Annotated in this window: 15 protein-coding genes; 8 read left to right on the forward strand and 7 right to left on the reverse strand. The window is 58.0% G+C overall.

The window, feature by feature from the left end:
• Positions 1 to 141 precede the first annotated feature (141 nt).
• On the reverse strand, positions 142 to 426 hold the full coding sequence (locus ACYZT9_RS21055) for a type II toxin-antitoxin system Phd/YefM family antitoxin (protein ID WP_462007244.1): 285 nt from the start codon (positions 424 to 426) through the stop codon (positions 142 to 144).
• A 577-nt stretch (positions 427 to 1,003) separates the two neighbouring features.
• On the opposite strand from ACYZT9_RS21055, the gene ACYZT9_RS21060 reads away from it, so the two are divergent.
• Complete coding sequence (locus ACYZT9_RS21060; protein WP_462007245.1) at positions 1,004 to 1,309, forward strand: DUF3077 domain-containing protein; 306 nt, start codon at positions 1,004 to 1,006, stop codon at positions 1,307 to 1,309.
• A gap of 223 nt (positions 1,310 to 1,532) precedes the next feature.
• Here the strand turns inward: ACYZT9_RS21060 and ACYZT9_RS21065 are convergent, their stop codons facing one another.
• Entirely contained in the window at positions 1,533 to 3,434 is a 1,902-nt protein-coding gene (locus tag ACYZT9_RS21065; RefSeq protein WP_462007246.1) for a potassium transporter Kup, read from the reverse strand.
• Between the two features lie 289 nt (positions 3,435 to 3,723).
• Here ACYZT9_RS21065 and rimO point away from each other — a divergent pair, with 289 nt between their 5' ends.
• The 5 genes from rimO to tsaA all read left to right on the forward strand — a co-directional run bounded on the left by rimO (position 3,724) and on the right by tsaA (position 7,991).
• On the forward strand, positions 3,724 to 5,061 hold the full coding sequence (rimO, locus tag ACYZT9_RS21070) for a 30S ribosomal protein S12 methylthiotransferase RimO (protein ID WP_214381039.1): 1,338 nt from the start codon (positions 3,724 to 3,726) through the stop codon (positions 5,059 to 5,061).
• A gap of 114 nt (positions 5,062 to 5,175) precedes the next feature.
• Entirely contained in the window at positions 5,176 to 5,649 is a 474-nt protein-coding gene (locus ACYZT9_RS21075; RefSeq protein ID WP_462007247.1) for a GNAT family N-acetyltransferase, read from the forward strand.
• Between the two features lie 188 nt (positions 5,650 to 5,837).
• Complete coding sequence (locus ACYZT9_RS21080; RefSeq protein ID WP_462007248.1) at positions 5,838 to 6,548, forward strand: rRNA pseudouridine synthase; 711 nt, start codon at positions 5,838 to 5,840, stop codon at positions 6,546 to 6,548.
• A 76-nt stretch (positions 6,549 to 6,624) separates the two neighbouring features.
• Positions 6,625 to 7,095 (forward strand): YehS family protein, encoded by a 471-nt coding sequence (locus ACYZT9_RS21085; RefSeq protein ID WP_017336769.1) that lies wholly within the window; start codon positions 6,625 to 6,627, stop codon positions 7,093 to 7,095.
• A 197-nt stretch (positions 7,096 to 7,292) separates the two neighbouring features.
• Positions 7,293 to 7,991 carry a tRNA (N6-threonylcarbamoyladenosine(37)-N6)-methyltransferase TrmO gene (gene tsaA, locus ACYZT9_RS21090; protein ID WP_462007249.1) on the forward strand — a complete coding sequence of 233 codons (699 nt, stop codon included), beginning with the start codon at positions 7,293 to 7,295 and terminating at the stop codon, positions 7,989 to 7,991.
• A 117-nt stretch (positions 7,992 to 8,108) separates the two neighbouring features.
• Here tsaA and fpr read toward each other — a convergent pair whose 3' ends face one another.
• The gene (fpr, locus tag ACYZT9_RS21095; RefSeq protein WP_003443014.1) at positions 8,109 to 8,888 is read right to left on the reverse strand and encodes a ferredoxin-NADP reductase; all 780 of its coding nucleotides are present in this window, start codon (positions 8,886 to 8,888) and stop codon (positions 8,109 to 8,111) included.
• A 122-nt stretch (positions 8,889 to 9,010) separates the two neighbouring features.
• Between fpr and ACYZT9_RS21100 the strand changes: the two genes are divergently transcribed.
• Positions 9,011 to 9,937, forward strand: coding sequence for a LysR family transcriptional regulator (locus tag ACYZT9_RS21100; protein WP_462007250.1), 927 nt, complete (start codon positions 9,011 to 9,013; stop codon positions 9,935 to 9,937).
• Here ACYZT9_RS21100 and ACYZT9_RS21105 read toward each other — a convergent pair.
• The 3 genes from ACYZT9_RS21105 to ACYZT9_RS21115 all read right to left on the reverse strand — a co-directional run bounded on the left by ACYZT9_RS21105 (position 9,934) and on the right by ACYZT9_RS21115 (position 11,987).
• On the reverse strand, positions 9,934 to 10,296 hold the full coding sequence (locus ACYZT9_RS21105) for a diacylglycerol kinase (protein ID WP_150630766.1): 363 nt from the start codon (positions 10,294 to 10,296) through the stop codon (positions 9,934 to 9,936). The two genes, ACYZT9_RS21100 and ACYZT9_RS21105, sit on opposite strands and share 4 nt — an antisense overlap.
• Positions 10,297 to 10,372: 76 nt before the next feature.
• Positions 10,373 to 11,023, reverse strand: a complete 651-nt coding sequence (gene erdR / locus ACYZT9_RS21110; protein WP_462007251.1) for a response regulator transcription factor ErdR — start codon at positions 11,021 to 11,023, stop codon at positions 10,373 to 10,375.
• Between the two features lie 220 nt (positions 11,024 to 11,243).
• On the reverse strand, positions 11,244 to 11,987 hold the full coding sequence (locus ACYZT9_RS21115; RefSeq protein ID WP_462007252.1) for a tRNA-uridine aminocarboxypropyltransferase: 744 nt from the start codon (positions 11,985 to 11,987) through the stop codon (positions 11,244 to 11,246).
• Positions 11,988 to 12,175: 188 nt separating this feature from the next.
• Between ACYZT9_RS21115 and ACYZT9_RS21120 the strand changes: the two genes are divergently transcribed.
• Positions 12,176 to 12,601 (forward strand): PA3611 family quorum-sensing-regulated virulence factor, encoded by a 426-nt coding sequence (locus tag ACYZT9_RS21120; RefSeq protein ID WP_462007253.1) that lies wholly within the window; start codon positions 12,176 to 12,178, stop codon positions 12,599 to 12,601.
• Position 12,602: 1 nt separating this feature from the next.
• Here the strand turns inward: ACYZT9_RS21120 and ACYZT9_RS21125 are convergent, their stop codons facing one another.
• Positions 12,603 to 12,797, reverse strand: a complete 195-nt coding sequence (locus tag ACYZT9_RS21125; protein WP_462007254.1) for a hypothetical protein — start codon at positions 12,795 to 12,797, stop codon at positions 12,603 to 12,605.
• Positions 12,798 to 13,139 lie beyond the last annotated feature (342 nt).

Consider the following 13,139-nt stretch of genomic DNA (forward strand, 5'->3'; position numbering starts at 1 on the left):
GGAGCGGGCTTGCTCGCGAAAGGGATGGGTCAGTCGACATCAATGTTGAATGTCAGTCCGTATTCGCGAGCAAGCCCGCTCCCACAGGGAATTTGCAGGGTCTCGGATCCAGTGTCGCGCCACAAACCCTCCACGGCTCCTTTAGCCTTTCCTGGCATATCGTGCCCGCATAGCGTCATGGCTGGCTGCCGTGCGCTGATCAAAATCGGTCAATCGTTCCCCGGCCAACGCTTCGATGCGCAAAACTTTAAGCTCATCGAGCATCTCCTGATAGGCCTCGATGTTGATAATGACCGCGGCCGGCTGGTCATCCTTGAAGATAACCAGACGTTCAGTAGCACGGCTGGAGATCTCCTCTAGCCTCGCACTGAAGCCCCAGGCCATCGCAGCCACAGATATCGCCGGATGCTCTGATAGTGGCGCCATATCCACCTCTCTACACATTCATGCAAATTTGAACGCAAATTTCCTCGCGCGGCCATGCGGTGGATTTCACATTCTCTAGGTTGCAACAAGCAAGCTTAATGATGTAACCGTGTCCGCTGTCCTGGGACAGCGGACACTCGCTAACCTAGGCCAGGTGGACAATCAATTTGATTTATCGCTGGGACGACAGTTTCTCCGGTGCTCCTTAGATCTGTGAAATCGCTTGTTTAACTTCGGCGCCGCAATTTCGGATGACTCTTACAAACCTTGTAGGCAAACTCCGAATCTTGCGTTTGGGCACTTTGATGCCTTGTTGCGCTTTTCTTTGACGGGCTACTCTTCGGACGTCGCTGACCATTCAGCGATCGGGCTTGGAAACCTGTCGGATTGCAGCACAACGGCACCTCTACCACGATTCCAGACGTTTTTTACGACTGCGAACCTAGTGTTATGGCAGCTGTGCGTGGGACGCCTTCGGGCGTGCCGGTTTTGTGGTCCCCGGTTTCCAACCTGCGCACAGCCGCCACCCATTCGCTTGGAACGAACGTGGCGACTCCTCTGACGCTGGAGAACGACCATGACCAAAACAGATACCCGTGCCCCCTCAGAACTGAAAACCATCGGCCTCACCCCCTTCATCTACTGCTCAAACCAGGCGCTGTTCCGTGTCAGTCGAAACGTTCCCCTCGGCGATGCGTTAGCCATAGCCTCTGACTTTCTTTTCCTTGCCAAGGACCTGACCCGAGAGGCTGCCTTTAACCGAGATACTGACCGGCACATCTGGGCGGCGCATTATTTGACGGCAATGAGCAAGGCTGTGATTGATGATGCGATGAAGGTGCTGCAGGGGCCTCCTCCGGCAAGAACCGAATCTAAAAAATAACTGCCGGAGCGCAATTCCCACGGACGCCACAGATTCCTTGTAGGAGCGAGCTTGCTCGCGAAAAACTCAAGGGCGCCGCGGGGCAACTGTTTTTACGCGTTATCGTTCACGACCATCGCGAGCACGCTCGCTCCTACAGGGGATCTTCGTCAGCTCGAATCAAGTGCCCAGCCACAAAAAAGCCCCCGCTGCCGCATTGGCAACGGGGGCTTTTTGATGGGGCTTACATCTCGACCTGCGTACCCAACTCAATCACCCTGTTCAGCGGCAAATTGAAGAACCGCAAATTGCCATTGGCATTCTTCAACATGAAGGCAAACAACGCCTCGCGCCAGCGGGCCATGCCTTCGAGTTTGGAAGCGATGACGGTCTCGCGGCTGAGGAAGTAGGTGGTGCGCATTGGACTGAAGTCGAGGTCATCGAGATGACACAGTTTCAGCGCTTGCGGCACGTCCGGCTCGTCGATGAAGCCAAAGTGCAGGATCACCCGGAAGAACCCTTCGCCGTGGGATTCGACCTCGAAGCGCCGGGTCGGCGGTACCCGCGGGATGTCTTCGTAGACCACCGTCAACAGCACAACTTGTTCGTGCAGCACCTGGTTATGCAACAAATTGTGCAACAGCGCGTGAGGCACGGCGTCCGGGCGTGCGGTGAGGAACACCGCGGTGCCCTGGACGCGATGCGGCGGTTGCACGGCGATACTGCTGATGAAAATTGGCAGCGGCAAGCCACCTTCATCCATGCGTTCCACCAGCAGCTGCTTCCCGCGCTTCCAGGTGGTCATCAACACAAACAGCGCAATACCGGCGATCACCGGGAATGCTCCGCCCTGAAAGATTTTCGGCACGTTGGCGGCGAAATACAGACCATCCACCACCAGGAAGCCGAGCAATAGAGGCACCGAAAGGATGGGTGGCCATTTCCACAGCAACAACATCACTGCCGACACCAGAATCGTGGTCATCAGCATCGTGCCGGTCACCGCTACACCGTAGGCCGCCGCCAGTGCACCCGAGGTTTCGAAACCGATCACCAACAGGATCACGCCGACCATCAGCGCCCAGTTTACCGCGCCGATGTAGATCTGGCCCTGCTCGGCACTGGAGGTGTGCTGGATGTGCATGCGCGGAATGTAACCGAGCTGGATCGCCTGCCGGGTCAGGGAGAACGCACCTGAGATCACCGCTTGCGAGGCGATTACCGTGGCCAGGGTCGACAAGCCGACCAGAGGAATCAACGCCCAGCTTGGCGCCAACAGATAGAACGGGTTGCGCGCCGCTTCCGGATCACCGAGCAGCAATGCGCCCTGGCCGAAGTAGTTCAGCACCAATGCCGGCAGCACGAGGATGAACCACGCGCGGGCAATCGGCTTGCGACCGAAGTGGCCCATGTCGGCGTACAGCGCTTCGGCACCGGTCAACGCCAGCACCACCGCACCGAGGATCGCGACGCCCATGCCAGGGTGAACAATGAAGAAGCGCACGCCCCACACCGGGTTCATCGCTTGCAATACTTCGGGGTGCTGCATGATGCCGTAGACGCCCAAAGCGCCCAGGACCAGAAACCAGGTGACCATGATCGGCCCGAACAGAATACCGATTCGCGCGGTGCCGTGACTCTGGATCAAAAACAGTGCTACCAGCACGATCAATGACAGCGGCACCACCCAATGGTCGATGCCTTCGTACGCCAGGCCGATGCCTTCAATCGCCGAGAGCACGGAAATCGCCGGTGTGATCATGCTGTCGCCGTAAAACAGCGCCGCGCCGATCAGCCCGCAGACCACCAGCAACGTACGCAATTTCTTGCGCCCCGCAGCTGCCCGTCGCGCCAGTGCGGTCAACGCCATGATCCCGCCTTCGCCCTGGTTGTCGGCGCGCAGGACGAACAACACATACTTGATTGAAACGACCCAGATCAGCGACCAGAAAATCAGCGCCAGTATCCCGAACACGCCGTCATGGTCGACCTGTACACCATAGTGCCCGGAAAACACTTCTTTGAGGGTGTACAGCGGGCTCGTGCCGATATCGCCATAAACCACCCCGACCGCCGCCACCAGCATGCCGATCGGCTTCGCCGCCGAATGCCCGGCGCTCGTTGCCTGACTACTTGCCTGATCCATCCAACACTCCTACTACCCAGACCGGACTTCTTCGGAAGAAGCACTATGCTTTGCCACGCAGCATGCGCTGTTTTACCTACAGTTACAGACGTTTTGTTGACTGTATAAATTCGGTAAAGCCTAAAGGTGCGAAGCATAGCGCAGCACTCGTCGCATTTCCCTCATAAAGCTGGTCAAGTGCGGCTGCCATCGCTAGAATTGCGCACTTTTTGATCAGAGGCGCGTTAGAGCGCCCGTTTGTCGCCTTGCCGATTTGCGGCTGGAGGCGTCACAAATACCGAGGTTAGACATGTCCACCACTCCTGCGCCGGCCAATCCAAAGGTTGGCTTCGTATCCCTGGGTTGCCCCAAAGCACTGGTCGACTCCGAGCGCATCCTTACCCAGCTGCGCATGGAAGGTTATGACGTTGTGTCCACCTATCAGGACGCCGACGTCGTGGTGGTCAACACTTGCGGCTTCATCGACTCGGCCAAGGCTGAATCCCTGGAAGTGATTGGCGAAGCCATCAAGGAAAACGGCAAGGTCATCGTCACCGGCTGCATGGGCGTCGAAGAAGGCAACATTCGCAACGTGCACCCGAGCGTGCTGGCCGTGACCGGTCCGCAGCAGTACGAGCAAGTGGTCAACGCCGTGCACGATGTCGTGCCGCCGCGCAAGGATCACAACCCGCTGATCGACCTGGTGCCGCCGCAAGGCATCAAACTGACCCCGCGCCACTACGCCTACCTGAAGATTTCCGAAGGCTGCAACCACAGCTGCAGCTTCTGCATCATCCCGTCGATGCGCGGCAAACTGGTTAGCCGTCCGGTGGGTGACGTGCTCGACGAGGCCCAGCGCCTGGTCAAGGCCGGCGTCAAAGAGCTGCTGGTGATTTCGCAAGACACCAGCGCCTACGGCGTCGACGTGAAATACCGCACCGGCTTCTGGAACGGCATGCCGGTGAAAACCCGTATGACCGAACTGTGCGAAGCCTTGAGCACCCTCGGCGTCTGGGTCCGTTTGCACTACGTTTACCCGTACCCGCACGTCGACGAGCTGATCCCGCTGATGGCTGCCGGGAAAATCCTGCCGTACCTGGACATCCCGTTCCAGCACGCCAGCCCGAAAGTATTGAAGTCGATGAAACGCCCTGCGTTCGAAGACAAAACCCTGGCGCGGATCAAGAACTGGCGCGAGATCTGCCCGGACCTGATCATCCGTTCGACCTTCATTGTCGGCTTCCCCGGCGAAACCGAAGAAGACTTCCAGTACCTTCTGAACTGGCTGACCGAAGCCCAGCTCGATCGCGTGGGTTGCTTCCAGTATTCGCCGGTAGAAGGCGCACCCGCCAACGATCTCGACCTGGACATCGTACCGGACGACGTCAAGCAAGACCGTTGGGACCGCTTCATGGCGCACCAGCAAGCCATCAGTTCGGCGCGTCTGCAAATGCGCGTTGGCCGTGAAATCGAAGTGCTGGTGGATGAAGTCGACGAGCAAGGCGCCGTCGGCCGCTGCTTCTTCGATGCCCCGGAAATCGACGGTAACGTGTTCATCGACAACGGCAGCAATCTGAAACCGGGCGACAAAGTCTGGTGCAAGGTCACCGACGCCGACGAATACGACTTGTGGGCTGAACAGATCTAAACGCAAAAAATACGAAAAGCCCTGCTCTCTTGACGAGATGCGGGGCTTTTTTAGGTCTATCGTTTTGAGGGAGAAAGGACTCGCATCATCCAATCAAAAAAGGGGCACCCGGCCATGCGCCACCATTCGGTCATCCACACGCCGAAACAGAGTGACTATCAGGAACTCACGCAAATCTGGGAAGCTTCGGTGCGCGCCACCCATGACTTTCTGCCGGACAGCTACATCGAACTGTTGAGGAATCTGGTGCTGACCCGTTACCTCGACGCGGTGATGCTGATCTGCACCAAAGACTCGCGCCAACGTATCACCGGGTTCGCCGGTGTCGCGGCGGGCAAGATCGAAATGCTCTTCATCGACCCTACTCATCGCGGCCAGGGCCTCGGAAAATTGTTGCTGCGTTATGCCATGGAACACCTGAACGCCGATGAACTGGACGTCAACGAACAAAATCCGCAAGCGCTGGGGTTCTACTTCAAACAGGGCTTCGAGGTGATCGGCCGCACCGAGCATGACGGCATGGGGCAGCCTTATCCGTTGTTGCATATGCGGTTGCGTCAGACGCAACAACTGACGCGAAATGGCTGATACAACATAGGACAAATGTGGGAGCTGGCTTGCCTGCGATTGCATCACCGCAGTGCAACTGAAACACCGCGTCGTCTGCATCGCAGGCAAGCCAGCTCCCACATTAAAAGCGCCTGAGGCAAATGGACCCGCGATTAACCGGCGCCAGGCAGGTACAATGCCCACCCCTTTTTTGTTACGGCCCTGTCATGACTGACCCGATTCGTCTCTCCAAACGCCTCATCGAACTCGTCGGCTGTTCCCGTCGGGAGGCTGAGCTGTTCATCGAGGGCGGCTGGGTCACCGTGGACGGTGAAGTCATCGACGAGCCGCAGTTCAAGGTCGACACCCAGAAAGTCGAGCTCGACCCGGAGGCCAAGGCCACCGCGCCGGAGCCGGTGACCATCCTGTTCAATGTGGCGGCGGGCATGGACGCGGAAACGGCCATGGCGACCATCAGCGCGGAGACCCTGAGCGAAGAGCACCGCTTCAGCAAACGTCCGCTCAAGGGCCATTTCCTGCGCCTGACCGCCAGCACCGACCTGCAGGCCAACGCCAGCGGTCTGCTGGTGTTCACCCAAGACTGGAAGATCCTGCGCAAGCTCACCGCCGATTCCGCGAAAATCGAGCAAGAGTATGTGGTCGAAGTTGAAGGCGACATGGTGGCCCACGGCCTCAATCGCCTTAACCACGGCCTGACCTACAAAGGTAAAGAGCTGCCACCGGTGAAAGCCAGCTGGCAGAACGAAAACCGCCTGCGCTTTGCGATGAAGAACCCGCAACCGGGCGTGATCGCCCTGTTCTGCCAGGCCGTTGGCCTGAAGGTCGTTGCCATCCGTCGCATCCGCATTGGCGGCGTCTCCATCGGCAAAGTGCCGCTGGGCCAATGGCGCTATCTGTCCGGCAAAGAAAAGTTCTAAGACTTTTCACGCCGCCCTACATTTTGGTGCCGCTGTTTTCTGCGGCGCCCACTGCTGAATATCAGGACTGCACACCATGATTCACAACGACGTACTGCGCAGCGTTCGCTACATGCTCGACATCAGCGACAAGAAAGTCATCGAGATCATCAAGCTCGGCGGCATGGACGTGTCCCTGGAAGACTTGCTGACCTACCTCGACAAGAAAGAAGAAGACGAGGAAGGTTTTGTACGGTGCCCGGATGAAGTCATGGCGCATTTCCTCGACGGCCTGGTGATCTTCAAGCGCGGCAAGGACGAAAGCCGTCCGCCGCAACCGATCGAAGTGCCGGTCACCAACAACATCATCCTGAAGAAACTGCGTGTGGCCTTCGAACTGAAGGAAGACGACATGCACGCGATCCTCAAGGCCGCCGAGTTCCCGGTGTCCAAACCTGAGCTGAGCGCGCTGTTCCGCAAGTTCGGCCACACCAACTATCGTCCGTGCGGCGACCAGTTGCTGCGCAACTTCCTCAAGGGCCTGACCCTGCGCGTTCGCCCGCAATAAAAGGCCCTTACCTGTAGGAGCACAGCTTGCTGGCGAAGGCGTTTTTGAAGCCGCCATCGTCAGTTCAAGCCCGCTCCCACAAGGGTTACGCGTTCTCCTGTGGGAGCGGGCTTGCTCGCGAAGGGGCCGGTACCGGCACAACTGAATAGGGGTCGATCGGGTTATCATGCCAATCCATCCCATCTCGACCCCACACCATGACCTACAGCGTTTCCCCCATCGGCTTCGTGCGCTCCTGCTTCAAGGAGAAGTTCGCCATTCCGCGCCAGCCGCAACTGGCCCCGGCCGCTCGCGGCGTACTGGAACTGGTGGCGCCGTTCGATCAGGGCGATGCGGTGCAAGGTCTGGATCAGGTAAGCCACGTGTGGCTGCTGTTCCTGTTCCATCAGGCCCTGGAAGAAAAGCCACGCCTGAAAGTCCGCCCCCCTCGCCTCGGCGGCAACAAGTCCATGGGCGTGTTCGCCACCCGCGCGACGCACAGGCCCAATGGCATCGGTCAATCCGTGGTGAAGCTGGATAAAGTCGAAGCCAATCGCCTGTGGATATCCGGCATCGACTTGCTGGATGGCACACCGATTCTGGACATAAAACCTTACGTGCCTTACGCCGACATCATCGATACGGCATCCAACAGCATCGCCAGCGCTGCGCCGGAGTTGATTCCTGTGCAGTGGACGGATTCGGCGCTGCAGCAGGCGCATGGCCACGCTCAACGCCTTGAAGAGCCGTTGGTTGAGTTGATTGAGCAATGTCTGGCGCAGGATCCGCGCCCGGCGTATCAGATTCCTACACCGGAACGTGAATACGGTGCGCAATTCTGGGATTTGGACGTACGCTGGCATTACCCCGAGGCCGGTGTGATCCGCGTCCTGGAAGTCATTCCCGCGAAGGATTGAATGCCAGAAACACCTGTGGGAGCGGGGTTGCTCGCGAAAGCGGCGTGTCTATCAACATTGATGTCGAATGACACGACCCCTTCGCGAGCAAGCCCGCTCCCACAGGTGCGGCGGATATTATTTCTCGACGAACGCGCGCTCGATCAGGTAATCACCCGGCTCGCGCATCCGCGGCGAAACTTTCAGGCCGAAGCTGTTCAACACTTCGCTGGTCTCGTCGAGCATGCTCGGGCTGCCGCACAGCATGGCGCGGTCGTCCTGCGGGTTGATCGGTGGCAGGCCGATATCGCTGAACAGCTTGCCGCTGCGCATCAGGTCAGTCAGGCGACCTTCGTTCTCGAACGGCTCGCGGGTCACGGTCGGGTAGTAGATCAACTTGTCACGCAGGGCCTCGCCGAAAAACTCGTTCTGCGGCAGATGCTCGGTGATGAATTCGCGGTAGGCGACTTCGTTGACGTAACGTACGCCGTGGCACAGGATCACTTTTTCGAAACGCTCGTAGGTTTCCGGGTCCTGGATAACGCTCATGAACGGCGCCAGACCGGTACCGGTGCTGAGCAGGTACAAATGTTTGCCAGGCTTCAAGTCATCCAGTACCAGCGTGCCGGTAGGCTTCTTGCTGATGATGATCTCGTCGCCTTCCTTCAGATGCTGCAACTGGGAAGTCAGCGGGCCATCAGGCACTTTGATGCTGAAGAACTCGAGGTGCTCTTCCCAGTTCGGGCTGGCAATCGAGTAAGCGCGCATAAGCGGGCGGCCGTTGGGCTGTTGCAGGCCGATCATCACGAACTGGCCGTTCTCGAAGCGCAGGCCCGGGTCGCGGGTGCACTTGAAGCTGAACAGAGTGTCGTTCCAGTGATGAACACTGAGGACACGCTCGTGGTTCATGTTGCTCATGTACGTGGGACTCCTGGAGATTTTGCCTGCGTCGGTGATGTGCGCAATTGCATCGCATTCTAATGGCAGCGACAATATCTGTTAAATGGATTATTAAGATAAGGGTTATCGGTTATATAGATATGCGATTTACTCTCCGTCAACTTCAAGTCTTCGTCGCCGTCGCCCAGCAGGAAAGCGTATCCCGTGCTGCGGGTCTGCTCAACCTGTCGCAATCGGCGGCGAGTACCTCGATCACCGAACTGGAGCGCCAGTCCAGCTGCCAGCTGTTCGATCGCGCCGGAAAACGGCTGAGCCTTAACGCCCTCGGTAAACAGCTACTACCGCAAGCGGTGGCGCTGCTCGATCAGTCCAAGGAAATCGAAGACCTGCTCAACGGCAAGTCCGGATTCGGCTCTTTGGCCGTCGGCGCGACCCTGACTATCGGCAATTACCTCGCCACTCTGCTGATCGGCAGCTACATGCAGCGTCATCCGGAAAGCCAGGTGAAGCTGCACGTGCAGAACACTGCCAACATCGTGCAACAAGTCGCTCACTATGAAATTGACCTGGGTCTAATCGAAGGCGACTGCAGCCATCCGGACATTGAAGTGCAGAGTTGGGTCGAGGATGAGTTGGTGGTGTTCTGCGCACCGCAGCATCCATTGGCCATTCGCGGCACCGCGACCATGGATGAGCTGAGCCACGAAGCCTGGATTCTGCGGGAACAAGGCTCCGGCACGCGACTGACCTTTGATCAGGCCATGCGTCACCATCGCAGCGCGTTGAACATCCGCCTGGAGCTGGAGCATACCGAAGCGATCAAACGCGCGGTGGAGTCGGGATTGGGGATTGGCTGTATTTCGCGACTGGCCCTGCGCGATGCGTTCCGGCGCGGCAGCCTGGTGCCGGTGGAAACTCCGGATCTGGACCTGGCGCGGCAGTTCTATTTCATCTGGCACAAACAGAAATATCAGACGTCAGCGATGCGCGAATTCCTCGACCTGTGCCGCGCCTTCACCGCCGGGGTTCAGCGCAGCGACGAGATCGTGCTGCCCACCATCGCCTAAAGCAGAATCACCGCCCACACCAGCCCGATCATGGTCAACGCCACGAGCTGTGCGGCGCTGCCCATGTCCTTGGCATTCTTGGACAGCGGGTGCAGCTCAAGGGAGATGCGGTCGATGGCCGCTTCCACTGCCGAGTTAAGCAATTCGACGATCAATGCCAACAGACAGACGGCAATCAACAGCGCCTGCTCGACACGGCTGACGTTCAGAAAGAACGAAATCGGGATCAGGATGACATTAAGCAACACCAGTTGCCGAAAAGCCGCTTCGCCGGTGAAGGCTGCACGCAGGCCGTCCAGCGAATAACCGGAAGCGTTGAGGATGCGTTTCAGGCCGGTCTGGCCTTTGAAAGGGGACATAGAAGTCACAACTGACCAAAAAGGAGTGGGAAAGCTAGATTAAACCAAGTCAAAAAAGCGTGAAGACGCCAACCCTTTAGTGGCTTGAAATTGACTCAAGTTGTTGCAGGAGCAATGCCGCCTGGGTCCGGGTCCGCACATTCAGCTTACGGAAAATCGCCGTGACGTGGGCTTTGATTGTCGCTTCCGACACACTCAGTTCATAGGCAATCTGTTTGTTCAACAAACCTTCACAGACCATGGTCAGCACCCGGAACTGCTGAGGTGTCAGGCTGGCAAGGCCTTGACTGGCAGCCTTGGCTTCGTCGGAAACGCTGACGGCTTCAAACGCCTGAGGCGGCCAGAACACATCGCCATCCAGCACTGCACGTACGGCTTTCTGGATAACACTCAGGTCACTCGATTTAGGAATGAAACCGCTGGCACCGAACTCACGGGACTTCACCATGATCGAGGCCTCCTCCTGCGCCGACACCATCACCACCGGAATTTGCGGGTACTGGCCACGCAACAACACCAGCCCGGAAAAACCGTAGGCTCCCGGCATGTTCAGGTCGAGCAGCACCAGATCCCAGTCAGACTTTTCGTCGAGACGGGTTTCGAGCTCGGCAATGCTTGCCACTTCCACGAGTCGGACGTCCGGGCCAAGGCCCAGGGTCAACGCTTGATGCAAGGCGCTTCGAAAAAGAGGGTGGTCATCGGCAATCAGGATTTCGTGTGTGGCCATTTTTCTAATGATCCTGTTTTTCAAACAACTCGAGGTACAGCCACGGAGCTGCACCAACAGGGCACGTTCAACGCCAATCACGTGGCAATTCACGCAACTTTTCACGTAAAGATGCGGCGTATCAAACTCGGCCGCGCCCCAATCGGCGCCAAGCATGCCCAGCGAAGCAAGGGTGGTCAAGGTGCCTGGCGGGTACAGTTCTTTGCAGTATGGGCGACAATCAGGCCGGAACAGCGGCGCTTTTCTGCACGAAAGGCATCAACTCGGCATGTGCCGGTGTTGCCACATTCAGTTCAAGCTGGTGTTTGGCATCGAGGTAATGCTGGCTGAACACGTCGAAATAAGCGTCCAGTGCCGACGCAGCCTCCACATCGCCCGCCAGATCGAGGCACAGCGCCGCCACTTCGGCCGTACACAAATGCTCGCTACGAGTTGACCGACGCAGCCGATAGCGTGACAGCTTCTCGGGCAGCAGGCTCAGGATCGGCAGCGCATCAAAATAAGGACTTTTGCGGAAAATTTTCCGGGCCTCGGTCCAGGTCGCGTCCAGCAGAATGAACAGCGGCCGCTTGGCACCATCGGATTCGACCGTGTTCGTCACTCGCTCAGGCTCGACGTATTCGCCTGGAAAGACCAGATACGGTTGCCATTGCGGGTCGGCGAGCAATGCCAGCAACTGCGGATCAGTTTCCGTACGCGACCAGATGAACGCATGGTTGTCGCGCACCACGTCAGCGATCAGCCACCCCGTGTTGCTCGGCTTGAACACTTCCTTGTTGGTCATGATCAGACACACGCCAGAACGGGTGTCGACCTGCGGACGCCAGGCGCACAGGCAATGGCTCTCGATCACGCGGCAGGCACGGCAACGGGTTGCCCGCCAGCCACGGGCCTGAATCGGCTTGATGCCCTCCTCTTCGCGCTGATCACGCAGGCGGGCGACGGCGTTGGGGACGTGGTTCATCGTGGGCAACACCGGCAGACAGGAAAACTCGACACGAATAGCACTCGGCAAGGCGAAAAGGCCGGCAGTTTACCAGAGCGGCCGGTGCAAGCCTGTACCGTCCAGACACGCTCCCCTATAATTCGCCACCACTGAACGCACAGTCATGTGACGGGTCGAACCACCAGTCACTGAACCAGGAGAGTTTCATGTTGCGCCTTATCGTTCCCACCGCTGCCATTCTGCTGGCGTCGTCCTTCAACGCTCAGGCTGCGTCCTTGAGTGAGCAGAATCTCAACAGAGAGCTGCGAAACGTCGCCGCACAAAGCAGCGTCGGCACGCCACGGGCGATCAACGAAGACATTCTCGATCAGGGCTACACCGCCGAAGGCAATGTACTGGTCAACCACTTGAGCGTACAAAGCAGCCACGCCAACAAGATGCGGGAAGACCCGAAAGCAGTGTATTTCCAGCTTGGCGCTTCCGTGTGCAGAAACCCGGGGTTCCGCAAGCTGATGGCAAAGGGCGCTGTGATGCGTTACGACTTTACCGAGGTGAAGACAAATCGTCCCGTCGGCTCCGCAAGTTTCCAGGAGTCGGATTGCCCGAAAGCCACACCGGCCAAGAAAAAGTAATTCAATGGGAATGGGCGCGTCGCTGTTCATCCTCGGCGCGCAGTTCTGCCAACAGCGCCTCTAAATAGCGCGAGCGCCGATCGGCTCCCTCCAGACGCCGACAGCACTCCTCTTCAAGACTCAAGTGATGGGTCTCGGCCGATGACTTCAATAATCGATACAGTTGTGTATCGATCTCCAGAATGACTCTGGCCATCGCATCCCGCCTCCATGCACTTCGCCCTTGCTTGAGCGAGAAAATCCTTGAACCGCTTGTACCGTGCGCCCTGCCATTGACGCAAAGCTATGGTGTCACGCCTGTTATTCAGTAAATCAGAGTGCCGGGCACTCGGCGTGTGTTCAGACGAACGGTGAAATCACCTTGCAAACCGTCAATAAGCGGTTGCCAGGAAAGACTTTACAGCGCAATGATCAAGTCAGCGCGAATCACCGCGAGGGTCTAGATTCATAGTGTTCCGTTCACTTTTCAGGGCAGAAAAGGGGCTGCCTGGTTTTCTATTTGCCTATGCGAATGTTTCCTTCATCCAAGGGAAAAAAC

The organism is Pseudomonas sp. ZT5P21, assembly GCF_054897785.1.

Excerpts from the sequence above, each read along its gene's own strand:
- rimO (WP_214381039.1), top strand. The coding sequence starts at position 3,724 with ATGTCCACCACTCCTGCGCCGGCCAATCCAAAGGTTGGCTTCGTATCC.
- ACYZT9_RS21065 (WP_462007246.1), bottom strand. The coding sequence starts at position 3,434 with ATGGATCAGGCAAGTAGTCAGGCAACGAGCGCCGGGCATTCGGCGGCG.
- ACYZT9_RS21125 (WP_462007254.1), bottom strand. The coding sequence starts at position 12,797 with ATGGCCAGAGTCATTCTGGAGATCGATACACAACTGTATCGATTATTG.
- ACYZT9_RS21115 (WP_462007252.1), bottom strand. The coding sequence starts at position 11,987 with ATGAACCACGTCCCCAACGCCGTCGCCCGCCTGCGTGATCAGCGCGAA.
- ACYZT9_RS21100 (WP_462007250.1), top strand. The coding sequence starts at position 9,011 with ATGCGATTTACTCTCCGTCAACTTCAAGTCTTCGTCGCCGTCGCCCAG.
- tsaA (WP_462007249.1), top strand. The coding sequence starts at position 7,293 with ATGACCTACAGCGTTTCCCCCATCGGCTTCGTGCGCTCCTGCTTCAAG.
- ACYZT9_RS21105 (WP_150630766.1), bottom strand. The coding sequence starts at position 10,296 with ATGTCCCCTTTCAAAGGCCAGACCGGCCTGAAACGCATCCTCAACGCT.
- fpr (WP_003443014.1), bottom strand. The coding sequence starts at position 8,888 with ATGAGCAACATGAACCACGAGCGTGTCCTCAGTGTTCATCACTGGAAC.
- ACYZT9_RS21075 (WP_462007247.1), top strand. The coding sequence starts at position 5,176 with ATGCGCCACCATTCGGTCATCCACACGCCGAAACAGAGTGACTATCAG.
- erdR (WP_462007251.1), bottom strand. The coding sequence starts at position 11,023 with ATGGCCACACACGAAATCCTGATTGCCGATGACCACCCTCTTTTTCGA.
- ACYZT9_RS21120 (WP_462007253.1), top strand. The coding sequence starts at position 12,176 with ATGTTGCGCCTTATCGTTCCCACCGCTGCCATTCTGCTGGCGTCGTCC.
- ACYZT9_RS21080 (WP_462007248.1), top strand. The coding sequence starts at position 5,838 with ATGACTGACCCGATTCGTCTCTCCAAACGCCTCATCGAACTCGTCGGC.
- ACYZT9_RS21085 (WP_017336769.1), top strand. The coding sequence starts at position 6,625 with ATGATTCACAACGACGTACTGCGCAGCGTTCGCTACATGCTCGACATC.
- ACYZT9_RS21060 (WP_462007245.1), top strand. The coding sequence starts at position 1,004 with ATGACCAAAACAGATACCCGTGCCCCCTCAGAACTGAAAACCATCGGC.
- ACYZT9_RS21055 (WP_462007244.1), bottom strand. The coding sequence starts at position 426 with ATGGCGCCACTATCAGAGCATCCGGCGATATCTGTGGCTGCGATGGCC.